The organism is uncultured Polaribacter sp. (assembly GCF_947501385.1).
GTDB lineage: Bacteria > Bacteroidota > Bacteroidia > Flavobacteriales > Flavobacteriaceae > Polaribacter.
Map to the genome: position 1 here is coordinate 377,690 of NZ_CANMVP010000001.1, position 25,716 is coordinate 403,405.

19 protein-coding genes are annotated in these 25,716 nt (G+C 31.6%); 15 read left to right on the plus strand and 4 right to left on the minus strand.

All coding sequences use genetic code 11. The features are described from left to right. Positions 1–15: 15 nt before the first annotated feature. Together Q0998_RS01315 and Q0998_RS01320 are read right to left on the minus strand one after the other, a co-directional pair. Positions 16–1,014 carry a TrkA family potassium uptake protein gene (locus tag Q0998_RS01315; RefSeq protein WP_299665110.1) on the minus strand — a complete coding sequence of 333 codons (999 nt, stop codon included), beginning with the start codon at positions 1,012–1,014 and terminating at the stop codon, positions 16–18. Positions 1,015–1,017: 3 nt separating this feature from the next. Continuing rightward, positions 1,018–1,239: a PspC domain-containing protein gene (locus Q0998_RS01320; protein ID WP_299665113.1), complete on the minus strand. Its 222-nt coding sequence runs from the start codon at positions 1,237–1,239 to the stop codon at positions 1,018–1,020. 170 nt (positions 1,240–1,409) lie between these two features. Here Q0998_RS01320 and uvrA point away from each other — a divergent pair, with 170 nt between their 5' ends. From uvrA to Q0998_RS01345, 5 genes are all read left to right on the plus strand, one after another. After that, positions 1,410–4,232 carry an excinuclease ABC subunit UvrA gene (uvrA, locus tag Q0998_RS01325; RefSeq protein WP_299665116.1) on the plus strand — a complete coding sequence of 941 codons (2,823 nt, stop codon included), beginning with the start codon at positions 1,410–1,412 and terminating at the stop codon, positions 4,230–4,232. A gap of 46 nt (positions 4,233–4,278) precedes the next feature. Further along, positions 4,279–4,986, plus strand: coding sequence for a TIGR00730 family Rossman fold protein (locus tag Q0998_RS01330; RefSeq protein ID WP_299665119.1), 708 nt, complete (start codon positions 4,279–4,281; stop codon positions 4,984–4,986). A gap of 69 nt (positions 4,987–5,055) precedes the next feature. Beyond that, positions 5,056–7,866, plus strand: coding sequence for an aminopeptidase (locus Q0998_RS01335; protein WP_299665121.1), 2,811 nt, complete (start codon positions 5,056–5,058; stop codon positions 7,864–7,866). A gap of 513 nt (positions 7,867–8,379) precedes the next feature. After that, positions 8,380–10,836 carry a thiamine pyrophosphate-dependent enzyme gene (locus Q0998_RS01340; protein WP_299665124.1) on the plus strand — a complete coding sequence of 819 codons (2,457 nt, stop codon included), beginning with the start codon at positions 8,380–8,382 and terminating at the stop codon, positions 10,834–10,836. A 132-nt stretch (positions 10,837–10,968) separates the two neighbouring features. Beyond that, positions 10,969–13,404: a zinc-dependent metalloprotease gene (locus Q0998_RS01345; RefSeq protein ID WP_299665127.1), complete on the plus strand. Its 2,436-nt coding sequence runs from the start codon at positions 10,969–10,971 to the stop codon at positions 13,402–13,404. Between the two features lie 412 nt (positions 13,405–13,816). On the opposite strand, the gene Q0998_RS01350 is transcribed toward Q0998_RS01345, so the two are convergent. After that, the gene (locus tag Q0998_RS01350; protein WP_299665129.1) at positions 13,817–15,091 is read right to left on the minus strand and encodes a DUF2851 family protein; all 1,275 of its coding nucleotides are present in this window, start codon (positions 15,089–15,091) and stop codon (positions 13,817–13,819) included. A 110-nt stretch (positions 15,092–15,201) separates the two neighbouring features. Between Q0998_RS01350 and Q0998_RS01355 the strand changes: the two genes are divergently transcribed. From Q0998_RS01355 to Q0998_RS01400, 10 genes are all read left to right on the plus strand, one after another. Further along, positions 15,202–15,834 (plus strand): NAD(P)H-dependent oxidoreductase, encoded by a 633-nt coding sequence (locus Q0998_RS01355; protein ID WP_299665132.1) that lies wholly within the window; start codon positions 15,202–15,204, stop codon positions 15,832–15,834. A gap of 328 nt (positions 15,835–16,162) precedes the next feature. Next, positions 16,163–17,623, plus strand: coding sequence for an aminoacyl-histidine dipeptidase (locus Q0998_RS01360; protein ID WP_299665135.1), 1,461 nt, complete (start codon positions 16,163–16,165; stop codon positions 17,621–17,623). 194 nt (positions 17,624–17,817) lie between these two features. Beyond that, complete coding sequence (locus Q0998_RS01365; protein WP_299665138.1) at positions 17,818–18,582, plus strand: AAA family ATPase; 765 nt, start codon at positions 17,818–17,820, stop codon at positions 18,580–18,582. 1 nt (position 18,583) lies between these two features. Then, on the plus strand, positions 18,584–19,468 hold the full coding sequence (locus Q0998_RS01370; protein ID WP_299665141.1) for a ParB/RepB/Spo0J family partition protein: 885 nt from the start codon (positions 18,584–18,586) through the stop codon (positions 19,466–19,468). A 36-nt stretch (positions 19,469–19,504) separates the two neighbouring features. Then, on the plus strand, positions 19,505–20,059 hold the full coding sequence (locus Q0998_RS01375) for a DUF5683 domain-containing protein (protein ID WP_299665144.1): 555 nt from the start codon (positions 19,505–19,507) through the stop codon (positions 20,057–20,059). 1 nt (position 20,060) lies between these two features. Next, positions 20,061–20,762, plus strand: coding sequence for a 4-hydroxy-tetrahydrodipicolinate reductase (dapB, locus tag Q0998_RS01380; RefSeq protein WP_299665147.1), 702 nt, complete (start codon positions 20,061–20,063; stop codon positions 20,760–20,762). A 134-nt stretch (positions 20,763–20,896) separates the two neighbouring features. Next, the gene (gene lepB, locus Q0998_RS01385; RefSeq protein WP_299665150.1) at positions 20,897–22,600 is read left to right on the plus strand and encodes a signal peptidase I; all 1,704 of its coding nucleotides are present in this window, start codon (positions 20,897–20,899) and stop codon (positions 22,598–22,600) included. A gap of 3 nt (positions 22,601–22,603) precedes the next feature. Continuing rightward, positions 22,604–23,200 carry a WbqC family protein gene (locus Q0998_RS01390; protein WP_299665153.1) on the plus strand — a complete coding sequence of 199 codons (597 nt, stop codon included), beginning with the start codon at positions 22,604–22,606 and terminating at the stop codon, positions 23,198–23,200. Positions 23,201–23,340: 140 nt separating this feature from the next. Beyond that, complete coding sequence (locus tag Q0998_RS01395) at positions 23,341–23,922, plus strand: Crp/Fnr family transcriptional regulator (protein WP_299665155.1); 582 nt, start codon at positions 23,341–23,343, stop codon at positions 23,920–23,922. Between the two features lies 1 nt (position 23,923). After that, positions 23,924–24,235 carry a DUF6122 family protein gene (locus Q0998_RS01400; protein ID WP_299665158.1) on the plus strand — a complete coding sequence of 104 codons (312 nt, stop codon included), beginning with the start codon at positions 23,924–23,926 and terminating at the stop codon, positions 24,233–24,235. Here Q0998_RS01400 and Q0998_RS01405 read toward each other — a convergent pair. Next, positions 24,226–25,716, minus strand: coding sequence for an oligosaccharide flippase family protein (locus Q0998_RS01405; RefSeq protein ID WP_299665160.1), 1,491 nt, complete (start codon positions 25,714–25,716; stop codon positions 24,226–24,228). The genes Q0998_RS01400 and Q0998_RS01405 overlap by 10 nt on opposite strands.

The following is a 25,716-nucleotide window of genomic DNA, read 5'->3' on the forward strand; positions in this document are numbered from 1 at the left end:
AGGAATGACAGTGTTCTAAAATAATTCTCTTAACATTATAATTTGTTCTGGTCTTCCTAACACAATTAGATGTGAACCTTCAATGAGTTTAATATCTGCTTCAGGATTTATAATGTATTCTTTTTTGGGGTTTCGATAGCCAATAACGGTACAGCCTGTTTGTCTTCTTAAATCTAAATCTAAAATTGTTTTGTTTAAATATTTTTTTGGCAAACCGTCTACTGCAATTTCCTCTAAATTGGCCGTTGTTTCTCCTTCTATAGTTAATCGATCTACAAACTCTATTACGTCTGGTGTAGTTACTAAAGCCGCCATGTGGTTTCCACCCAATTTGTCTGGCATAATTACATTGTCTGCACCCGCAATTTTTAATTTGCTATAGGAAGATTCATTTGATGCCCTACTTATAATCCTACAATTTGGATTCAGTTGACTTGCAGTTAATACAACAAATAAATTATCTGCGTCTGAAGGTAAGGCTGTAATTAAATTATCTGCTTCTATAATACCTGCATTTAATAATGTTTCATCTAAGGTTGCATCTCCTTGGATATTTAAAAATCCTTCAGCGTCTATAACCTCAATCATTTCTTTATCCTTTTCAACAACTACAAATTTCACATTATAATTCACTAATTTTAAAATCGCCTGTTTTCCATTTCTACCAAAGCCACAAACAATAGTATGTCCTTTTAAATGTCCTATTTGTTTTTTCACTTTTCTTAGTTTAAAATGTTCAAATAATTTACCGCTTACCAAATACTCTGAAAATGCTGAAATTGCATATCCAAAAATAGTAATACTCGTTAAAATTAAAAATATTGTAAAAATCTTCTCTTCTGGAGAAAAAGGCCGAAGTTCACCAAACCCGACAGTTGTAACCGTAATTACTGTCATATACAAAGCATCTACAAAATTGTAGTTAGAAAGCCCCATATACCCAATAGTTCCAGTCGCTATGATTGAAACCACCAATAGTGCAATTTTTTTTATTTTAGATGCTATAATTATCATACACTACAAATCAAAAACCGAACTTCTTTTAGTGTACACCATATCTTTTAATTTTAATACAAAAGCCATTGTTAAATACAAACCAAATGACAAACCAGCAGTAAAAAAAGTCACATAAATAAAAAACAAACGCACATTTAAAGCTCTCATACCTAGTCTGTCTGCCAACCTAGAGAAAACTCCAAAACCATTTCTTTCAAAAAAATGTCTAATACTGTCTATCATTCTTATTAAAATATATGGCAAGATACTATTTTATGCTGTTTTTTCAATAAGAATTTACTGCTCGTTTTAGAGAGAATACAGTTAAAAAAACATTGTGAAACGTTACTATAAACCTCCTTAAATTAAATTAGTATTGATTAACTTTGCATTTTTTGATAAAATAAACACCTTTGAAAGACCAAGAATTTATAGAAGTTTACGGAGCAAGAGTTCATAATTTAAAAAATATAGATGTTAAAATTCCCCGAGAAAAACTAGTAGTAATCACTGGTTTAAGCGGAAGCGGGAAGTCTTCTTTGGCTTTTGATACGATCTATGCAGAAGGACAAAGACGTTATATTGAAACCTTTTCTGCCTATGCTAGACAATTTCTTGGCGGCTTAGAAAGACCCGATGTTGATAAAATTGATGGGCTTTCGCCAGTAATTTCTATTGAACAAAAAACAACCAATAAAAGTCCGCGTTCTACCGTAGGTACCATTACAGAGATTTACGATTTTCTGCGTTTATTATTTGCAAGAGCAGCAGATGCCTATTCTTACAACACCAATCAAAAGATGGTGAGTTATTCAGATGAGCAAATAAAACAACTTATTTTAAAAGATTTTGACAATAAAAAAATAGCCGTTTTAGCACCTTTAATTAAATCTAGAAAAGGACATTATAGAGAACTTTTCGAGCAAATTTCTAAACAGGGCTTCTTACGCGTTCGTGTGGATGGAAAAATTCAAGAAATTGAAAAAGGCATGAAATTAGACCGCTACAAAATGCACGATATTGAGGTTGTTATAGATCGATTGGCCATAAATAACTCTGTAGAAAAACGTTTAGACGAAACCATAAAAACAGCTTTGTATTCTGGTAATAACATCATGATGGTGATTGATGTTGATGACAACAATCCTAGATATTTTAGTAGAGAATTGATGTGTCCAACCACAGGAATTGCCTATCCAAATCCTGAACCAAACACATTTTCTTTCAATTCACCTAAAGGCGCTTGTAATGCTTGCAACGGATTAGGTATCACCAATGAAATCAACCTTAAAAAAGTAATTCCAGACAATACTATTTCTATAAAAAGCGGTGGAATTGTTCCTTTAGGAGAACAAAAAAGCAGTTGGATTTTTAAACAAATTCAGAATATTGCTGAACGATATAAGTTTAAATTAACAGATGCCATCAAAGACATTCCAAAAGAAGCATTAGACATTATTTTAAATGGTGGTAATGAATCTTTTGAAATAGAATCTAAAGTTGTTGGAGTTCGAAGAAATTATAAAATTGACTTTGAAGGTATTGTTGCTTTTATCAACAATCAATACAACAATGCAGAAAGCACTTCTATAAAACGTTGGGCAAAAGGTTTTATGGATGAAGTTACGTGTGCTACTTGCAACGGGAAACGTTTAAAAAAAGAAGCACTTCATTTTAAAATTACTGATAAAAATATCAGTGATTTAGTGCAAATGGACATTACAGAATTGGCTTCTTGGTTTGCAACTATTGAAAAAGATTTGTCTGAAAAACAACTACTAATTGCATCAGAAATATTAAAAGAAATCAGCATTAGAATTCAGTTTTTACTAGATGTAGGTTTAGATTATTTAACCTTAGACAGAACTTCTAAATCACTTTCTGGTGGTGAAGCGCAAAGAATTCGTTTGGCCACACAAATTGGTTCACAATTAGTGGGTGTCTTATATATTCTAGATGAACCTAGTATTGGTTTGCATCAAAGAGATAACGAAAAACTAATCGATTCATTAATAAAATTAAGAGATATTGGAAACTCTGTTTTAGTGGTAGAACACGATCAAGATATGATTGAAAAAGCAGATTTTGTTTTTGATATTGGTCCTGGTGCCGGAAAACATGGTGGAGAAATAGTTTCCGCAGGAACTTTTGCTGAATTAAAAAAACAGCGCACACTAACTGCGGATTATATAACAGGAAAAAAGAAAATTGAAGTTCCAACCAAAAGAAGAGAAGGAAACGGAAAAACCATCAAATTGAAAGGAGCAAGTGGAAACAATTTAAAAAATGTTTCTGTAGCATTTCCTTTAGGAAAAATGATTTGTGTGACAGGTGTTTCTGGAAGTGGAAAATCAACTTTAATTAATGAAACGTTATATCCTATTTTAAATGCTCATATTTATAGAGGGGTTAAAAAACCAATGCCCTACAAAAAAATTGAAGGTTTAGAGCATGTAGATAAGGTAATTGATATCGATCAATCTCCTATTGGTAGAACACCACGTTCTAACCCAGCAACCTACACAAAAACCTTTGATGAAATTAGAAGCTTGTTTGCAAAAACTGCAGAAGCTGCCATTCGGGGTTATAAACCTGGTCGTTTTTCTTTTAATGTAAAAGGTGGGCGTTGTGAAACTTGTCAAGGTGGTGGCGTTCGTGTGATAGAAATGAACTTTTTACCAGACGTACAAGTAGAGTGCGAAACTTGCCAAGGAAAACGTTTTAATAGAGAAACCTTAGAGATTAGATACAAAGGAAAATCGATTTCTGATGTTCTAAACATGACCATTGAAGATGCCACAGACTTCTTTATTAAAATTCCTAAAATTCATAGGAAATTAAAAACCATTAAAGATGTTGGTTTAGGATACATTACGCTTGGCCAACAATCTACCACACTTTCTGGTGGTGAAGCGCAAAGAATAAAATTAGCTGCAGAATTGTCTAAAAGAGACACCGGAAATACTTTTTATATTTTAGACGAACCTACCACAGGACTTCATTTTGAAGATATTAGAGTACTCATGGAGGTTTTAAACGAATTGGCTAACAAAGGAAACACAGTACTTATTATAGAGCATAATTTAGATGTGGTAAAGCTAGCAGATTATGTGATTGATGTTGGTATGGAAGGTGGAAAAAAAGGAGGTACTATTTTATGTACGGGAACTCCAGAAGAAGTTGCCAAACATAAAAAAAGTTATACCGCGAAGTTTTTAAAGAAATTACTACTTTAGCAGGCTTTTTCTTTTTTAGAAAAAAATAAAACAAAATTTACTGATTATGACAAATGACGATAGAAAAATAAGAGAGAAACTTCAACAGAAAACCTGGAACGAAATAAAAACAAACGACTCTTGGGCCATCTTTAAAATTATGGCAGAATTTGTGGAAGGATATGAAAAATTAAGTAAAATAGGCCCTTCTGTATCCATTTTTGGTTCTGCAAGAACAAAACCAGATCATCCTTATTATAAGTTGGCAGAAGAAGTTGCTTTTAAATTAACACAAAACGGTTATGGTGTAATTACGGGTGGTGGACCTGGAATTATGGAAGCTGGTAACAAAGGTGCAAACAGAGGAAAAGGAATTTCTGTAGGTTTAAATATAGAATTACCCTTTGAGCAACATGACAATCCTTGGATAGATCCAGGAAAAAGTTTAGATTTCGATTACTTTTTTGTTAGAAAAGTAATGTTTGTAAAATATTCTCAAGGTTTTATTGTAATGCCTGGTGGTTTTGGAACCTTGGACGAGCTTTTTGAAGCCATTACATTAATTCAGACTAAAAAAATTGGACGTTTCCCAATTGTGTTGGTGGGCACTAAATTTTGGGGCGGATTGCTAGATTGGATTAAGCAAACCTTAATTACAGAAAACAATATAGGTCTAGAAGATTTAAAATTATTTAGAGTTGTTGACACGGCAGATGAAGCCATAGATCATTTGAATAAATTTTATGCCAAATACCAATTTAAACCAAACTTTTAAAATATCTTTCAAAATAATATTTAATTGAAAGTAAACAATTACAAAACTCTAAAATTTTAGAAAAATTAATTGAAAAATCGTTTTTACATATTTATACTATTACTATTATTTAGTGGCTTAAATTTCGCACAACAAAATGAGATACATATAAAGGCTACACTAAATTCTGAAGAAGATAAATTATTAATACAACAAGAAATTGTGTTTTATAATAATTCTAAGGACACCTTAAATCATATCTTTTTGCATGATTGGGCAAATAGTTTTAAAGATAGAAATACACCATTATCTAAAAGATTTATAAAAGATTTTAGAAAAGATTTATATTTTGCTGATGATGATGAAATTGGTTTTTCTAAAATTAAAAACATTTCAATAGACTTTAATAGTATCATCTATAAAGAACTAGAAAATCGGCAAGATATTGTTCAATTATTTCTTGAAACACCGCTAGAACCAAAAGATAAAATTACTATTAATGTTACTTACGCTGTTAAGATACCGAGTGCAAGATTCACGAATTATGGAAAAAATGAAAATGGATATAATTTAAGGTATTGGTATATGACGCCAGCAGTCTATGAAGAGGGTTGGCAGCTTATGAGTAATTTAAATTTGGATGATCTATTTGAAGACTACACTACTTTTAATATTGATTTTAAGATTCCTAAAGAACTTACTTTAATTAGTAGCTTAAAGCAAACTAAAAAAACCGATGAAAACTTTAATTACTACAACTTATACGGTACAAACGAAAAAGATGTAATTGTTAATATTCAAAAAGTTAATAAGTTCGAAATTTTTAATACAGATTCTTATATTGTACAGACAGACATTTTAGATGAAAAGTTAGATCCCCATTTAACCAAAGATATTTTAAACAGAGAATTGCTGTTTTTAAAAAATATTTTAGGTGATTTTCCTACAGATAAAATATTCGTTGATGAAGTTATGCGCAGAAAAGACCCGGTGTATGGGTTGAGCCAACTTCCCTCTTTTATACGGCCTTTTTCAGATGTTTTTAAATATGATTTGACATTATTTAAAGCACTTTCAAAGAAATACTTAAAACAAACGCTGCTAGTCAATGAAAGATCTGACTATTGGATCATAGATGGTTTGCAAAATTATTTAATGATTGAATATGTCAACAAATTTTATCCAGAAATTAAACTGATAGGAACCGCGTCTAACTCATGGTTTTTAAAACGATTTAATATTTCCAAATTAAAATTCAATCAAAAATATCAATTTGTTTATCAATTTACAGCACGTAAATTCTTAGACCAATCTTTAAAGACGTCGGCAGATTCTTTATCAAATTTCAATAGAAGAATTGTAAGTAAATACAAAGCAGGTTTAGGTTTTACCTATTTAAAAGGATATTTGGGCAAAGATGCTTTAAATAAAAGTATAAAACTATTTTACCAGAAACACAAACTTACTACTGCAAATAGCACTGATTTTAAAAATGCTCTACATAAAAATACAACGAGGGATATTGATTGGTTTTTTAGTGATTTTATAAAAACAAATAAAAAAATTGACTATACGATTCAATCTGTAAAAGAAGCAAAAGACAGCTTACTCGTAACGCTGAAAAATAAAAGAAATATTACCGCACCCATTGCATTTTATGGCATTAAAGATGATACAATTGCCTATAAAAAGTGGTTCCCAAATATTGATGATCAAAAAACAATTAGTGTACCTAAGGGAAAATTTGACCAACTCGTTTTAAATTATGAAAATATCTATCCAGAGTATAATACCTTAGATAATTACTATAATACAAATAGAGGATTCTTTAATAAGCCATTTAAATTCTCTTTAATAAAAGATGTAAAAGCACCGAATTATAATCAGTTATTTTACCAACCTAACTTTGGTTATAATTTTTATGATGGCTTAATCTTAGGGCTAAAAGTACATAATAAGCCTTTAATCAAGAGGAATCTTGAGTTTAGTCTGGCTCCAAGTTATGCGTTTAAAAGTCAAATGATTAATGGCTCTTTTTCTGTGCTATTTAATCAGTTTTTCGAAGAAACTAGTATTTATAAAATTTCATACGGTATTGCTGGAAACACCTTGCAATATGCACCAGAATTGTCTTACAGTTCTTTAATTCCTTATGTAGATGTTGTTTTTAAAAGAAAATCTTTAAGAGATGCCAGCAATGAATTTATAAGAGCCAAAGTAGTGCATATAGACAAAGAAGTTTCGCCTTTAGTAACAAAAACAGCACAAGACAATTACAGTATTTTTAGTGTAAGCTATAATTATATTTCACCAGATATTATTAAAGAACTTCGTTATAATTTTAATTCAGAAATTTCTAAAAGCTTCTCTAAAATTTCTGCAGATTTAAGGTATAGAAAATTAACATCTACAGATACTCAATTAGATTTTAGAGTATTTGCTGGTGCCTTCTTGCACAACAACTCTAAAGGAGACTATTTTAGCTTTGGTTTAGACAGAGCCAATGATTATCTGTTTGAACTCAATTACTACGGACGTTCAGAAGATTCTGGTATTTTTAGTCAACAATACATTATTACAGAAGGTGGTTTTAAATCTGTTTTACCAACAAGATTTGCCAATCAGTATATGGTCTCTTTAAATTCTAGCATTGGTCTATGGCGTTGGGTAGAATTATATAATGATGTTGCTTTTTTAAAGAATAGAAATGAAGGCCTTTTCTTTGGATATGAAAACGGCATTAGATTGAACTTCATACACAATATTTTCGAAATCTACTTTCCTTTATATTCCAACAATGGCTGGGAAGTTGCGCAACCATCTTATCCTCAGAAAATTCGATTTACATTTACAGGAGATCTCAATAGAGTTTATAATTTTTTCAGAAGAGGCTTATTCTAAAAAAATTAAATACCAATACAACATTCTATTTTTTTTACATTATTCTCAATTAAAATCTATTTTAAGAGCGTTATCTTACGAAATATTTAACGAATATTTAAATTTTTAATTATCAAGTAAAAAAACTATCTTTGCAAAAGCCTAAATATACCCGTTGTGCATTTTGAGTTAAATGTATTCCAAAATGTCAGTTCGAGACCCGAGAAAAATTTTTATCAAGCGATTGGAATGACGTAATGTCTCCTCGAGCGCAGTCGAGAGGTTAAAGAAGGTCTCGACTGCGCTCGACCAGACATATATTAATAATTTGTAAAACAGTAACTTACAAGCTACGTCAATGGTAGTGATTTTTTGATAAAAAAATCGTATCGAGAACTAGTTTAGAAACGAAAATTCTTACCTACCTGACCGACGGTAGGCAGGTTCTCGATACAAATTTCACTTATTTCAATCGTGAAATTCACTCGAATTGACAGAATTTATCAAAATGCACAACAGGTTAAATATATAAAAATGTTGCAAAAAACGCTTACTCAAAAAAACAAGAAAGAACTTTCATTTGAAGATTTTAAAGCAGAAGTTTTAAACGACTATAAAATTGCTAAAATCAGTAGAGAATGTAGTTTGCTTGGAAGAAGAGAGGTTTTAACAGGAAAAGCAAAGTTTGGTATTTTTGGCGATGGTAAAGAAGTACCTCAATTAGCCATGGCAAAAGCCTTTAAAAAGGGCGATTTTAGATCTGGCTACTACAGAGATCAAACCTTTATGATGGCGATTGGTGAATTAACGGCACAACAATTTTTTGCTGGGTTATACGCACATACAGATATAGAAGTTGAACCCATGTCTGCTGGAAGACAAATGGGAGGCCATTTTGCCACTCACAGTTTAAATGAAGACGGAAGCTGGAAAAATCTTACACAACAATACAATTCTAGTGCAGACATCTCTCCTACTGCTGGTCAAATGCCACGTTTGCTAGGTTTAGCACAAGCCTCTAAAATCTATAGAAACGAAAAAAGTGTACAACACAAAAGTAATTTTTCTATCAAAGGAAATGAAGTTGCTTGGGGAACCATTGGAAATGCAAGTACTAGTGAAGGATTGTTTTTTGAAACTATCAACGCTGCGGGTGTTTTACAAGTACCTATGATTATGAGTGTTTGGGATGATGAATATGGAATTTCGGTACATGCAAAACATCAAACTACAAAAGAAAGTATCTCAGAAATTTTAAAAGGATTTCAAAGAGATGAAAAAAATAAAGGTTACGAAATTTTTGTTGTAAATGGTTGGGATTACGTACAATTGGTTGATATTTATAACAAAGCAGCCAAAATTTCTAGAGAAGAACACGTTCCTGTTTTAATTCATGTAAAAGAGTTGACACAACCTCAAGGACATTCTACTTCGGGATCTCATGAAAGATATAAAGGGAAAGACAGACTTCTTTGGGAACAAGACCATGATTGTATTGCCAAAATGCGAAAATGGATTTTAGATTTTGAATTAGAAACAGATGCAGGTGAAACTTTGCGTTTCGTAGATTCTGAAGAAGAAATCATCATCTTAGAAAAAGAAGCAAAAAAAATAGTGACCACCGCGAAAAGAAATGCATGGAATGCATTTAATAATGATGTAAAAGATGAAGTGGTAGTTGCCGTTAAATTGTTAGAAAGAGTAGCTTCTAAAAGTAAAAATGGGGTTTTTATAACCAAATATAAAAACGATTTAGAAAAAATAGACGAACCTATTCGGAAAGAAATTTTAATCGCTACCAGAAAATCGCTCCGTTATTTAAAAGAGGAAGATTTTTCTGAGAAAAGAGAACTTCAAAATTTTATTAAAGACGCCATTAAAAGTGCTGCACAAAAATATTCTTCTTTTTTATTAAGTGAAAGCAATCACAGTGCCTTAAAAGTAGCTGCAAACAAACCAACTTACGCTCAGCATCAGAACTTAGTAGATGCAAGAATTATCATGAGAGATAATTTTGATGCGATCTTAAAAAAGCATCCAGAGGTAATTATTTTTGGTGAAGATGCCGGTTTTATTGGTGATGTAAACCAAGGTTTAGAAGGACTTCAAGAAAAATACGGTGATATTCGAATTTCTGATACAGGCATTAGAGAGGCCACCATTATTGGTCAAGGAATTGGTTTGGCAATGCGTGGGTTAAGACCCATTGCAGAAATACAGTATTTAGATTATTTGTTATATGCACTTCAAATTATGAGTGACGATTTAGCAACACTTCATTATAGAAGTTTTGGGAAACAAAAAGCACCTCTAATTATAAGAACTCGTGGGCACAGATTAGAAGGCATTTGGCATGCAGGATCTCCAATGGGAGGAATTATTAACAACGTTCGTGGAATGCACGTTTTAGTTCCTAGAAACATGACCAAAGCGGCTGGTTTTTACAACACCTTATTAGAAGGTGATGAACCTGCTTTGGTCATAGAATGTTTAAATGGGTATCGCTTAAAAGAAGAATTACCCACCAATTTAGCAGAATTTAAAACACCCATCGGTTTTGTTGAAACTGTAAAAGAAGGAACTGATATCACCATCGTTTCTTATGGTTCTACGCTGCGAATTGTTGAAGAAACAGCAAACGAATTACAACAAGTTGGCATACATATCGAAATTATCGATGCGCAAAGTTTATTACCCTTCGATTTGAATAGCGATTGTGTAAAAAGTTTGGCAAAAACAAACAAATTATTGGTGATAGATGAAGACGTTCCTGGTGGAGCTTCTGCCTATATACTTCAGGAAATACTAGAAAAACAAGACGGATATCAATATTTAGATAGCAAACCAAGTACGTTAACGTCTAAAGCACACAGACCTGCTTATGGTACAGATGGAGATTATTTTTCGAAACCATCTGCAGAAGATATCTTTGAAAAAGTATATGAGATGATGCACGAATCGAACCCTACAAAATTTAAGAGTTTATATTAAGTATACGCTCTTATTAACTGTTTAAAAGCTCGAAAATTATAGATTTTCGAGCTTTTCTTTTAACAAAACTATAAGAATTCACTTCAATGTATTTTGATAATTTAGTAGATGAAATTTTCGACACACCAACTTATGAAAAAACTACTACTATCTTTAGTAATAATTGCTCTTATTACTCCATTAAAGTTCAATGCACAAACCAGAAGGATTAAAAAAAAGAAGCAAAATAAAACCTCAGCACAAACGGTTCCCCAACCCAAAAAAAGTAAAATTCCAAAGTACTCAGATTTTGTAAAAAAAGATACAAAAACAGATGAAGGTTTGTTTAAAGTGCATGAAAACAAAGATCAGTTTATCTATGAAATTCCAAAATCTTATTTAGGAAAAGAAATGCTATTGGTTACCAGAATTAAAGATATTCCTGCAGATTTAGGGGGTGGCTATGTAAACGCGGGTTCTAAAATAAATACACAAGTAATTGTTTGGGAACATTATAAGAACAAGGTTCTTTTAAAAGTAAAATCATACAATGCCATTGCAAACGACTCCTTACCTATTTATAAATCTGTAAGAGCAAACAACTTAGAACCCATTATTTATGCTTTTGATGTAAAATCTCAAAATGCAGACTCTACTGCTGTGTTAATAGATGTTACAAAATTCTTTTCCACAGATATCAAAGCAATTACGGGTTTGCCTGCGTATTTTAGAAAAACGTATAAAGTAAAAAGACTAGATCCTTCTAGAAGTTTTATCAATACGATAAAAAGTTACCCAAAAAACATAGAAGTTGTGCAAGACTTTACATTTGATGCAGATGAGCCACCAAGTAATAGAAGTACAAATACCATTACCATGCGCATCAATCAATCTATGATCTTATTGCCAGAAAACCCGATGATGCCAAGAATGTATGACAAAAGAGTCGGTTATTTTTCTATAGGAAACGTAGATTATAATTCTGAAGCTTTAAAAGCAGATAGCAAAAGATATATTAGACGATGGCGACTAGAACCAAAAGATGAAGCTGCGTATAACCGTGGTGAACTAGTGGAGCCTAAAAAACCAATTATTTATTATTTAGATCCTGCAACTCCAGAGAAGTTGAGAAAATACATCAAACAAGGGGTAGATGATTGGCAAAAAGTTTTTGAAACGGCTGGTTTTAAAAACGCAATTATGGCAAAAATGCCACCAACTGTAGCAGAAGATCCAGAATTTAGCATGGAAGATGTTCGGTATTCTTCCATTAGATATGTAGCGAGTACCACGAGAAATGCAACAGGACCCAGTGTTTCTGATCCAAGATCTGGAGAGATTTTAGAAAGCGATATTATTTGGTATCACAACCATTTACGTTCTTATAGAAACCGATATTTATTAGAAACGGGTGCTGCAAATCCATCAGCAAGAACATTAGACAAACCCGATGAAGAAATTGGAGACATGATGCGAATGGTGATTGCTCATGAAGTTGGTCATGCCTTAGGTTTGCCTCATAACATGGCTGCTAGTTTTGCATATCCAACAGATTCTTTACGTTCAGGTAGTTTTACCCAGAAAAACGGAATTGCAGCAACCATCATGGATTATGCTCGTTATAATTATGTGGCACAACCAGGTGATAAAAACATTCGTTTTATTAGACAATTAGGCCCTTATGATCATTATGCTATTCATTGGGGGTATCGGAAAATTCCAAATGCAAATACCCCAGAAAGTGAAGTTTTAACTTTAAATAAATGGATTTTAGACAAAGCAGACAATCCTATTTATAGGTTTGGCGGACAACGTTTTGACCCTTCTGCACAAACAGAAGGTATTGGAAACGACCAAGTAAAATCGAGTACGTACGGAATTAAAAACTTAAAAATTGTTGCTAGAAATTTACCAAACTGGACTTCAAACCAAACCAATAATTACGAGGATTTAAGTGAATTATATGGAGAATTATTAAGTGTTTGGAGCAGGTATGTGGGCCATGTTGCTGGCAATATTGGGGGTGTTTATGAATACAATAAAAAACCAGAACAAGCTGGTAATATTTACATGCCTGTATCAAAAGCAAAACAAAAAGCATCTTTAAATTGGTTGCAAAAGAATGTTTTTGAAACGCAGAAATGGTTGTTAGATAAAAACATTCTGGCAAACATTAATGAAGCCGGGTATACTGAAATGATGGGCAATTATCAAAACAGATTTTTAAGGACAATTTTAAATGCCAACACCTTAAAAAGAATGATTGACATGGAAGTAATTCAAGACAATAATTATGCTTTGGTTGATCTAATGGGCGATTTAAGAAAAGGCATTTTTTCAGAAACCAGTACCACCAAAAATGTAGACATTTATAGAAGAAATCTACAAAAATCTTTTATCAGTAGAATGGAAACTTTAATGAAAGATCCCGCTGTAAAAAACACAGATATTTCTTCTGTTGTAAGAGGTGAATTAACAACCTTAAAATACCAATTAAATACCGCTAGTAAAAGAGCTGTAAATAAAATCACAAAGTACCATTACAAAGATGCCGTTGTGATGATTGATGAGATTTTAGATCCGAAATAATTTAGTTACTAAAGTTTATTCGCTCGAGACTTAAGATAAAAAATTCAAGTAGTTTTAATAACGTAAAACAATGCTTATAATTATGTCCGTTCGAGACCCGAGAAAAAATTTTATCAAACGATTGGAATGACGTAATGTCTCCTCGAGCATTACTGAAATGAAAAGTCATTTTCATTGAGAGTACCTAGCGAAGCTATCGAGAACTATTAATCTACTTGAAATCAGATAATTATATAAACACGTCAATGGTAGCATTGCCGAGAAGCAAAAGGCATTTTGTGCCGAAGATACATAGCAAAACTAGCGAGAACTATATTCCTAGTGAGTTCTCGATTTGCTTCGCAAGCTACCTTCAATCAAAATACATTTTGATTTTGGCAATGCTCGAACGAACATTTTAAATTTTAAAATATTAATTTTTATTCAAAACCTTAACTCCTATTGCGCACTCTAAGCAACGTTTAGGTGCGCAATAATTATTTTTAAGTTCTAACAAAGCCTGTGTGTCAAAAGCATTTTCTGAAAGCACACCAATTTTTGTAAATTTAGAAATAATATTGTTTTTTTCTGGTTTCATCTTTTTCAAAATCCCTAAAAAAGAAGCTTCATCTACTGCTCCTCTACTTTTTTGATATAAAAATTGCAACGGAATAATTGTATTGATAATTAATAAGTCTACCAATGATTTGGTGAGTTTTTTAGGTGATGATTTTGAGATGGACTCAAAATTATAATGTGTTTTCCAATAGGGATGTATTTCAATAGAAAACAATTCATAAAAATCTTTTAAATGATGTATTGCTATAACTTTAGAAAATAAATTCTGATGTTGATAAAACAAAGAAACCAACTGTGCAATTCTAATGGTTGGAAAATTATGAGGTCGCATTCTAAAAAATGAAAACTGCCCATTGGCAACGGACTGCAAATTATATTTATGCTTTAAATAAGTGTATGCTATTTTTAATTGTTGATAATATTCATCTTCAATTTCTTCCTCTAGAAAACCTGCTTGTCCAAATAACAAAGCCGCAAATTGATTTTCATCAAAGCGTATTTTTTTAATTGTAGCATAATCCACCGAATGTGCCAATTGTAAAAAAGCATCTCCGTTTACCTTCAAGCCAAAATTCTTCACTAACAATTGAAACAAAACAGCTTCAAAATTATTATTTTCTTTTGCTAACATTGCCGTAATTTCTTTCGATTTTCTTTCCAATCGCTCAAAAAACAAGCGTTCTTTCCAATTTTCAACAGTAAAATCATCTATGGTTGCGATGGAATTCTGACAAGGAATCCAACTTGTAGATGTAAAAAATAAACTTCTATAATTTTTTAACACACTGTTATCAACTATTTCTTTTAGCACCAAAGTTGGCAATGATTTGTTATTTTTCATAAAAATTGTAGCATCATGCTCCCAAACAACATGTAAAATAACAGCGTCGTAATTTGCATCAACTTCATGATTGTGCAAATACCAATCTGAAGCTTTTATATGAATTTCAACATTGCCTACCCAAGTTTGATCTTCAATTTTCAACTGTGCATTTAAAAAGTCTGGCCCCGCATTTTTATTATGCAAACCCGCTTTTAAAACCGTTAAATTTTCACTATCGGTGGTTTTTAGAGCTGTCTTAGAAAATAATTTATATTTCCATACATAATGTAGAAAATCTTCACGCATACTTTTTGTTTTAAAATTACAAAAAAATTGATACTTCTATCAATTTATCTAATTAACATCAACTAAAAGTTCAATAATTTTGGGGTATTTTTGCACTTCAAAATATAAAAATGAACATCATAGATAATTTAAAATGGCGTTATGCTGTTAAAAAATTCGATTCAAATAAAGAACTTTCAGCAAATCAATTAACACTGTTAAAAGAAGCCTTTAATTTAACCGCTACTTCTTACGGCTTACAACCCTTAAAATTAGTGGTTGTTAAAAATAAAAAAATTCAAGAACAATTGGTTCCTTTTTCTTGGAATCAACCACAAGTTTTACAAGTTTCTCATCTTTTGGTCATTTGTGTACAAGAAAAATTTACGACTGAGGAAGTTCAGAATTACTTCAATTTAGTCCAAAAAATTAGAAATACCCCAAATGAAGTTCTCAATCCTTTTAAAGAATTTTTAACTGCAGAAATTGAAAAGAAAACACAAGAAGAATTGTTTGTTTGGAATACAAATCAAGCCTATATCGCCATGGGAAATCTACTTACTGTTTGTGCAAATTTAGAAATAGACTCTTGCCCAATGGAAGGTTTTAATCCAGAAAAATATGATGAGATTTTGAATTTAAAAGCGCACAATCTAAAATCGGTTTTGGTTTTACCTGTTGGTTTTAGAGCTAAAGATGATTATATGAAAGACTTGGCAAAGGTTAGAAAAGAAGTAGCAGAAACTGTTATTGAAATTTCGTAAAGATTTTTGCACTTCGACAAGCTCTTCCGAAATTTCGGAAAGGAAATTTTGAATTTTAACTGTATTTTTTAATCTTTTAATAGATAAACTAAAATTTCATTTACAAAATTAGTTTTTAGTTTAACAAAAACCCGTGAGTTCTACAGATGTCTGTCCCGAATGATCGGGAGAGCTTGTCGAAGACTTTTTAATTATTTAATTTTCGCCAATTAAACACTAGTATAAACTCCTTTAAAACTGACGGTAAATCGTCTTTTTTAGCGGAGTTTTAATTTTTAGAAACCACAATAAAGCAGTATTTTTGATTTTCGAAAAATAAATATAAAAAATGAGTACAGCAGTAAGAAATTTAGCACCAAAAGAAGTATGGAATCTATTTGCAGATTTAAATGCTGTGCCGCGTCCTTCAAAAAAAGAAGAGCGTGTAATTCAATTTATGGTTAATTTTGGAAAACAACTACATTTAGAAACTTTTGTAGATAAGGTTGGGAATGTCATCATAAAAAAACCGGCTACAAAAGGTTTAGAAGATCGAAAATCGGTGGTTTTGCAAAGTCATTTAGACATGGTACATCAAAAAAATGGGGACACTAATTTCGATTTCGATACAGAAGGCATAAAAATGTTGGTGGATGGAGACTGGGTAACTGCAGAGGGTACTACTTTAGGCGCAGATAATGGTTTGGGTGTTGCTTCCATAATGGCAGTGTTAGCTTCTACAGAAATTGAACACCCTAATTTAGAAGCTCTTTTTACTATTGATGAAGAAACGGGCATGACGGGTGCCATGGGTTTAGAAGGCGGTATTTTAAAAGGTGCTATTTTACTAAACTTAGATACAGAAGAAGATGATGAAATTGGCATGGGGTGTGCTGGTGGCGTTGATGTAACTGCCACAAGAAGTTATAAAGAAGAAAATTCTCCAGAAAATACAACGGGGTATACTATTTCTGTAAAAGGATTGAATGGTGGGCATTCTGGAATGGACATCATTAAAGGTCTAGGAAATGCCAATAAAATCATGAATCGTTTATTGTTTGACGGGTTTACCAACTTTGGTTTAAGAATTTCTGAAATAAATGGTGGTAGTTTGCGCAACGCAATTCCAAGAGAAAGTATTGCTTTGGTTACTGTTGACACTATTTCTAAAGAAGCTTTTTTGTTTGAAACCAAGCTATTGATCAACACTATTAAAGAAGAGTTTGCAACATTAGAAAGTAATTTAACCATTGAGATTCAAGAAACTACTCTTCCAGAAAAGGTTCTAGATTTAGGCGTTCAAGAAGGACTTTTAAAATCTATATACGCTGCATTGAATGGTGTTTATAGAATGAGTCCAGATATTACAGGTTTGGTAGAAACATCTAACAATATTGCTCGAGTTATAGTAAAAGATGGTGCTATTAAAATTGGTTGTTTAACACGTTCCTCTTCTGAAACAAATAAAATAGATTTAGCAAACTCATTAAAATCTGCTTTTGAATTGGCTGGTTTTGATGTAGCCTTTTCTGGCGAATATCCTGGTTGGCAACCCAATATAAACTCAGAAATTTTAGCTGTTGTTGCTAACTTATACGAAGATTTACATGGCGAAAAAGCAAAGGTTGCAGCTTGTCATGCGGGTTTAGAATGCGGAATTTTAGGTCAGAATTATCCTGAAATGGATATGGTTTCTTTTGGACCAACTATTCGAGGTGCACATGCTCCTGATGAACGTGCAAGCATTTCATCAACCCAAAAATTCTGGAAATTTCTAATTGAAATTTTAAAGAATATTCCAAAAAAGTAATCGAAAACTATAAGCTGAAAACCGAAGAAAATCTTCGGTTTTTCAATGAGCTGCTTTGTGAAAAAAGAATCAAAATATATGTCTAAAAACCTAATAATAAGTGTTTTAAAACTTTATTCTTTTGTTAACATCTTTCATTTCTAAAAGTCAGAAAAATATGTAATTTTACATTTACAAAACATAGGATTATTTTAATGGGCAAAATCATTGCAATAGCAAATCAAAAAGGTGGAGTTGGTAAAACTACAACTAGTATTAATTTAGCAGCTTCTCTAGGTGTTTTAGAAAAGAAAGTGTTGTTGATTGATGCAGATCCACAAGCAAATGCTTCTTCTGGTTTAGGAATTGATGTAGATGCTGTAGAACTTGGTACGTATCAAGTTTTAGAACATAGTATTTCTGCAAGAGAAGCTATTGTTAAAACAGATTCGCCAAACTTAGATATCATTCCTGCACACATAGATTTAGTGGCTATTGAAATTGAATTGGTAGACAAGCAGGAAAGAGAATATATGTTGAAAAAATCGTTAGTAGAAATTAAAGACGATTATGATTATATTTTAATAGACTGCGCACCTTCATTAGGTTTAATCACCTTAAATTCTTTAGTTGCAGCAGATTCTGTAATCATTCCTATTCAATGTGAATATTTTGCTTTAGAAGGCTTAGGGAAATTATTAAATACTATTAAGAGCATTCAAAATATACATAATGCAGAATTAGATATAGAAGGGCTTTTATTAACCATGTTCGATTCTCGTCTGCGTCTTTCCAATCAAGTTGTAGATGAAGTTAGAAAACACTTTTCTAGTATGGTTTTTGATACAATTATTAGAAGAAATACCCGTTTAGGTGAAGCACCAAGTTATGGTGAAAGCATTATTGCTTATGACGCAACTAGTAAAGGCGCAGTAAATTACTTAAATTTAGCCCAAGAATTATTAAAAAAGAATTCGTAAAATGGCAAAAGCAACCAAAAAACAAGCTTTAGGAAGAGGATTGTCTGCTCTTTTAAAAGAATCTCCAAATATTACCTCTGTTTCAGATAAGAACGCAGACAAGTTGGTAGGCAGTATCATAGAATTAGATTTAGATGCCATTGATGTGAACCCGTATCAACCCAGAACTTATTTTGATGAAGAAGCTTTAAGAGAACTAGCAAGTTCTATTAGAGAATTGGGTGTAATACAGCCAATTACAGTTCGAAAATTGGAAGGCAATAAATTTCAATTGGTTTCTGGAGAAAGACGTTTTAGAGCTTCAAAATTAATTGGAAACAAAACAGTACCCGCCTATATAAGAATTGCAAACGATCAAGAAATGCTAGAAATGGCATTGGTTGAAAATATTCAGCGTAAAAATTTAGATCCTATAGAAGTAGCACTTTCTTACCAACGTTTAATTGATGAAATTCAACTAACACAAGAAGAATTGAGTACAAGAGTTGGTAAAAAACGTTCTACAGTAACCAATTATTTACGTCTGCTAAAATTAGACCCTATTTTACAAACAGGAATGAGAGACGGTTTTATTTCTATGGGACATGGACGTGCCATGATTAATGTAGACAATACAGAAGACCAACTTGCGATTTACGAGAAAATTTTACGTGAAAAATTGTCTGTTAGGCAAACCGAAGATTTAGTAAAAAGTCTAAAAACAGGGGCAATCGCTAAACCCAAGAAAAAAGCAATACCCCCATTTGTAAAGGATAGTTTAAAAGATATGAGCGAATATTTTGGGCATAAAATAGACGTGACTGTAAGTACTAATGGTAAAGGTAAAATATCTATTCCTTTTCATTCAGAAGAAGATTTTAATCGAATAAAAAATTTATTAAAATAAGTGTTTTTAAAAAAGAACATAGTATTCTTTTCAATCTTGTTTTTCTCTTTTCATCTTTTTAGTCAAAAAGATTCTACAAATGTAAAAGGTTTAAAGGTTGAAGGAGATGTATTTGTGCAAGAAGGAGTTTACAAACCTTTGGCACCAGCAAGAGCCGCTTTTTATTCAGCAATTTTTCCAGGAATGGGACAAGTTTACAACAAAAAATACTGGAAAGCACCGATTGTTTGGGGAGCATTGGCAATACCCACTTACTTTTATTTAGAAAATAATAGTGAATATAAACGTTTTAGAACTGCCTATAAACTTCGTAAAACGGGTTTTCAGGATGAATTTACAGATGATCTTGGCACCGTTTCGGTTTCTTTAGAAACTTTGGAAAGAGCCCAAAAGCAATTGAGGGAAAATAGAGATTTGTCTTTATTAAGTGGTGTTATCCTATATGTTTTACAAATAGTAGAAGCAAGTGTAAATGCACATTTATTGCAGTTTAATACAGATGATAATTTAACTTTTAGACCTACTTTTGTGCAAGATCCAATATTATTTGACGCACCAAAAGTTGGCTTCACACTAAAATACACATTCTAGAATGAAAATTGCATTGTTAGGTTACGGAAGAATGGGAAAAGAAATTGAAAAAATTGCAATTTCAAGAGGTCATGAAATTGTTATTAAAAAAGAGGTTGATGACATTATTGATATTAATGTAGCCGAGGTAGCCATAGACTTTAGTGTTCCTAATGCTGCTTTTGATAATATTTCTAACTGTTTAAAGCATAGAATTCCTGTAATTTCTGGAACCACGGGTTGGTTAGATAAGTATGATGATGCCGTGGCACTTTGTAAGGAAGAAAAAGGGGCTTTTATTTATGCTTCAAATTTTAGTTTGGGTGTAAATATCTTTTTTGAACTGAATAAGCAATTGGCTAAAATGATGCGTAATTTAGAAGATTACAACATTTCTATGGAAGAAATTCATCATACCAAAAAACTTGATGCACCAAGTGGAACAGCCATTACGTTGGCGGAAGGAATTATAGCAAATTCTGCAAAAGAAAAATGGGAATTATCCAAAACATCTTCCGAAGAAAACATACCCATTGTTGTAAAAAGAATTCCTGAAGTTCCTGGTACGCATACGGTTTGGTATGCGTCTGAAGTTGATACTATAGAAATTAAACACACGGCTCATAATAGAAAAGGTTTTGCTTTAGGTGCTGTGGTTGCGGCAGAATGGATTGTTGGAAAAACAGGCGTTTTCAATATGAAAGATGTGTTAAACCTCCGTTAAAAACTGTAACATACTAATAATAAAAACTACTAACTAAATTATAATTTACATCCTCGAGTGCAGTCGAGAGGTTTCGTTACAATAACAAAATACAAGGTCTCGACTGCGCTCGACCAGACATCAAAATAAAAATTATGACTTTTACTGAATGGTTTATCTTTTTTCTTATAATTCAAGTAATTCATTTCTTAGGCACTTGGAAATTATATGTAAAAGCTGGCAGGAAAGCTTGGGAAGCTGCAGTGCCTATTTATAACGGCGTTATTTTAATGCAGATAATTAACAGACCAAAATGGTGGATTATTTTATTATTTATTCCGATTGTAAACTTGTTAATGTTTCCAGTAATTTGGATTGAAACCATTCGAACTTTTGGTTTTTATAAAAAACTAAATTCACTTTTAGTAGTTGTAACTTTAGGATTGTATATCTTCTACATCAACTATGCAACAGATGCTACCTACAATCCTGAAAGAAGTTTAAAACCTCGTTCTGAATTAGGGGAATGGGTGAGTTCAATCACATTTGCAATTATTGCTGCAACATTGGTGCACACCTATTTTATGCAACCTTTTACCATACCAACTTCTTCTTTAGAGAAGTCTTTATTGGTAGGAGATTATTTATTTGTAAGTAAGTTTCATTATGGTGCTAGAGTGCCGTCTACGGTAATCGCTTTACCGATGGTGCATGATTCTATTCCTTTTACCAAATTGCCTTCTTATTTAAAAAAACCACAACTGCCTTACACAAGATTGCCTGGTTTACAAGAAATAAAAAATAACGACATTGTTTGTTTCAACTGGCCAACAGATTCTTTGGCAACCATGTGGGGAGATAATTCTGGTAAATTCACCTATAAACCTGTTGATAAAAAAACAAATTACGTAAAACGTAGTGTAGGAATTGCAGGAGATTCTTTAGAAATAAAAAATGGTTATGTGTATATTAATGGGAAGAAAAATGAACTTCCTTACAGAGCAAAAATACAATTTTACTATACATACGAAGCAAAAACAGCCATCGACAGAAGTTCGTTTCCTAAGTTTTTAATAGATAAAGAAAGAACTGGTGTTTATAAAATTTTATCTGAATATTGGAACAATTCTAAAGTACAAGATGCGATAAAAAAGAACGGTAATTTGTCTAAAATAACTTCAGATTCTTTGTATACAGAAGTTGCTGGTGGCGTTAATCCTGATTTTGCCAGACGATTAAAGATGGAATCTGTAGCAAATAAAATAAATATCAATTTAACAGAAGAAGAAGCGAATCGTTTAAGAAAGCAACCTCAAACTGTTTCACTAAAGAAATTGAATTTTAGTGCAGATAATGCTATTTTTCCGCATATAGAAAGCAATCAATGGAGTCAAGATAACTTTGGACCAATTTACATTCCCAAAGCAGGAGCTACTGTAAAATTAGACGCAGAATCTTTACCTTACTATCAGCAAATTATCAAAAATTACGAAAATAACGATTTAACTATTGTTGGTGATGCTATTTTTATCAATGGTGAAAAAGCAGATTCTTATACTTTTAAGCAAGATTATTATTGGTTAATGGGAGATAATAGGCACAATTCTTTAGATGCGCGTTATTGGGGTTATGTTCCTTTCGATCATGTATTAGGAAAACCTGTAATGATCTGGTTTAGTTGGGATGCTGACGCACCTTCCTTTGGTGCTAAATTAAAATCGATAAGATGGGATCGAATGTTTACCACGGTTGGTGGAGACGGAGAACCTGTTTCATATAGATATTTTGTATTTGGTTTAATTGCTTTATATATTGGTTACAGCGTTTTTAAAGGGAAGAAAAAAACGTCAAAAAAATAAGCAATGGCGTTGTTTATTCCTACTTACTTCTCTCCTATTTCACAATATGCAGCGATTGTAAATGCTGATGAAATTGTTTTTGAAATGGATGATAATTTTCAAAAGCAAAGCTATAGAAATAGGTGTTATATTTATAATTCGAGTGGTAAGCAATTATTAAACATTCCTGTAAAGCACACTCTAAAAGAAGGTAGAAAAAAAACGAAAGATACTTTGATTGAAAATGTAGTTCCTTGGCAAGACCAACATTTTAAATCTTTAAAGATTGCCTATCGAAACTCTCCTTTCTTCGAGTTTTATGTAGATGATATTGCTCCTATATTTGAAAAAAAATACAAGTATTTACAAGATTTAAATATAGATACCTTTCTATTTATTGAAGATGCTTTACAATTGAATGCTACTTTTAAAAAAACTATAGCATATACAGACACTAATAAAGAACAAGATTTTAGACATTTAGCTGCTATAAAAACACAGCCTGAAATATTGGTAGCTTCTTATGTACAAATGTTCGATGATACACATGGCTTTATTCCGAACCTATCTATTTTAGACCTACTTTTTATGGAGGGCACAAATACGATTAGCTTCTTATAAAAATGGTTTAAAATTAAATATGCTACTGCCTAATTAGCTTTCTTTTATAGATTTTATAGAATTCTTTTATAGATATAATTAAAATACTACAGTTAATTTACATACCTTTCGTTCAAATACTTTTTTACTGCTTCTAGAAAATGGAAATTCTTCAAAAATTTATTGACACACTTACTGATTTAGATCAGGAGTCTGCAGATAAATTAATTGATTTGGTTACTATTAAAAACTTTAATAAAAATGATTTCCTTGCGAAAAAAAATAAAAAACAAGTTGATTTTTTTATTTTAAAATCTGGGATTGTAAGGTCTTACTATTCTGATGAAGATGGCAAAGTTCATATTAGAAATTTTTTTACAACCCTAAAAACGAGTGGAGATATTGGAGCTCTTATAACCAATAAACCTTCAAAATTATATTATGATTGCTTGACAGATTGTGAAGTGTATGCTATTAATTTTAAAGATTTTATAAATTTAGTCAATAGTAATCATAACTTTTCGAAACTTTACAATACCATGTTAACCAACATTGTGTTGGTGCTTCAATCTAAAGTGTATGATTTATCTGTTTTAAACGGAACAGAAAGGTATTTGAAGTTAAGAAAAGAAATCCCAGAATTAGAAAACCTTATTCCGCAATATCACATCGCTTCTTACTTAAACATTACTCCTGTGCAACTAAGTAGAATTCGAAGAGACTTATCTAAGAATACGAATTAGTATGTTTACTAGTCAATTTATTATACATTATAGTTTACATTTTGTAGTTCCACTTTTTATTGCTTTTTTCTTTTTTAAAAGCAAGTGGAAAATAGTGTACGGAATTTTCTTACTGTCTATGTTTGTTGATTTAGATCATCTAATAGCCGACCCTATTTTTGATAAAAATAGGTGCAGTATTAACTTTCACTTTTTACATTCTTACTGGGCAATAGCAGGATATACTATAGGTCTGTTTTTCAAAAAAACAAGAATACTCTGTATGGCTTTGCTTTTCCATATGCTTACAGATTATATTGATTGTTATTTGTAAAATCTTTTTAAAAGACTATCAAATTCATTTGATATTTTAAGTTTCATCACTAAATATATATACAAAATTGTAATGATGATACTTTTTAAAAGTATATTAATTATTGGTGAGATTGAAAATTCTAAAATTTGAATTTCAGGAATAGAAAAATTCCAAAAGTAAAAAGTAAAGAATAAAACGAGTAGTATTAAAAACATTTTCCATGTTTTTGGAGTAAAAGGTGTAATCGAGAATTTACGATTTACAAACCATAATTTAAAGGAATTAAACACTAAAAGTGTTATTAACGTAGCTAAGGCTAATCCATCGGTTCCAAATTCTAAATTGAAATAGAACAATTTGTTTAATAAATATACAGAAATAGACATTCCTAATGCAATTGGTAACGTGACTCTATAAAATTTCGAGTTGTTAATGATAGCTCCATTACTTCCTAAAAACATGGTATATAGTTTTGCTAAAGAAATCATTAAAACCACCAATTCTCCACCAGCATATCCTTTTTCTGGCATTAATTTAAATAATTCTCTCACACCACAATTCACTAGTAAAAAAAATAACCCACCAACTAAAAGTAAGTTTATTGAACTTTTTTTGTATAAATTTTCAACCTCTTTTGTGTCAAATTCGTTTAGAGATTTAGAAGTTAAAGGTTGTAAAATCTGAGTCATTGCTCTACTTGGCGCTTCAATAAAAGAACCTATAAAAACAGCTACAGAGTAATATGCAGCTTTTTCCATAGTGTCATTACCTGGTATCATAACTTTATCTATATCTAATAAAATAGCACCAGCAGAACCTGCTAAAATTATGTAAAGAGAATATCGAAAAACTTCGGTTGCATTTTGTGGTAATTTAAAATAGAACTTTGGTAAATACATATGAAATGCATAAAACATCATTACAAATGCTCTAATAATATAGGCAATTGTTAGATACAGTATAAACTCTGACTTTGTAATAAAATCAAAAAAAACAGCAATTAATAAGATAAAAACAACAATTCTATTCCATAATTCTTTTAAAACATTCCCAAAAACCGTTTGTAATTGCACTTTCGTCCAAGAATAGAAAAGCTCAAAATATGCACAAGCTACTGCCACTAAATAGATATAAAACGTGTAATCTTCTACAATTCTATTTTCTTCTGTTACCTTACTCATAATCCATTCGTGCATATAATCCCAGAAAAATCCTAAAGGAAATGCAATCAGAAGTGGTAAGAATATTACTGAAGATAGAAACTTATCTTTTTCTTCTTTAGTTTCATAAGAAGAATAAAACTTTACAATGGTATATTGAATGCCAAAAGCGGTTAAAGGCATGATTAAGTTAGAAGCTGATAATAGAAAAGCAACCATCCCATAAAATTCTGATCCTAAAAACCTTGGGTAAAATACAATTGTATTTAAGCCTCCGACTAAAAATGCGGAATAAATTATTATTGTATTTCTAAAAGATTGTTTTAAAACAATTCCCAT

Coding starts and splice junctions, on each gene's coding strand:
- Q0998_RS01345 (WP_299665127.1), top strand. CDS start 10,969: ATGAAAAAACTACTACTATCTTTAGTAATAATTGCTCTTATTACTCCA.
- Q0998_RS01330 (WP_299665119.1), top strand. CDS start 4,279: ATGACAAATGACGATAGAAAAATAAGAGAGAAACTTCAACAGAAAACC.
- Q0998_RS01365 (WP_299665138.1), top strand. CDS start 17,818: ATGGGCAAAATCATTGCAATAGCAAATCAAAAAGGTGGAGTTGGTAAA.
- Q0998_RS01360 (WP_299665135.1), top strand. CDS start 16,163: ATGAGTACAGCAGTAAGAAATTTAGCACCAAAAGAAGTATGGAATCTA.
- dapB (WP_299665147.1), top strand. CDS start 20,061: ATGAAAATTGCATTGTTAGGTTACGGAAGAATGGGAAAAGAAATTGAA.
- Q0998_RS01315 (WP_299665110.1), bottom strand. CDS start 1,014: ATGATAATTATAGCATCTAAAATAAAAAAAATTGCACTATTGGTGGTT.
- Q0998_RS01340 (WP_299665124.1), top strand. CDS start 8,380: ATGTTGCAAAAAACGCTTACTCAAAAAAACAAGAAAGAACTTTCATTT.
- Q0998_RS01405 (WP_299665160.1), bottom strand. CDS start 25,716: ATGGGAATTGTTTTAAAACAATCTTTTAGAAATACAATAATAATTTAT.
- Q0998_RS01400 (WP_299665158.1), top strand. CDS start 23,924: ATGTTTACTAGTCAATTTATTATACATTATAGTTTACATTTTGTAGTT.
- Q0998_RS01350 (WP_299665129.1), bottom strand. CDS start 15,091: ATGCGTGAAGATTTTCTACATTATGTATGGAAATATAAATTATTTTCT.
- Q0998_RS01320 (WP_299665113.1), bottom strand. CDS start 1,239: ATGATAGACAGTATTAGACATTTTTTTGAAAGAAATGGTTTTGGAGTT.
- Q0998_RS01390 (WP_299665153.1), top strand. CDS start 22,604: ATGGCGTTGTTTATTCCTACTTACTTCTCTCCTATTTCACAATATGCA.
- Q0998_RS01355 (WP_299665132.1), top strand. CDS start 15,202: ATGAACATCATAGATAATTTAAAATGGCGTTATGCTGTTAAAAAATTC.
- Q0998_RS01370 (WP_299665141.1), top strand. CDS start 18,584: ATGGCAAAAGCAACCAAAAAACAAGCTTTAGGAAGAGGATTGTCTGCT.
- lepB (WP_299665150.1), top strand. CDS start 20,897: ATGACTTTTACTGAATGGTTTATCTTTTTTCTTATAATTCAAGTAATT.
- Q0998_RS01395 (WP_299665155.1), top strand. CDS start 23,341: ATGGAAATTCTTCAAAAATTTATTGACACACTTACTGATTTAGATCAG.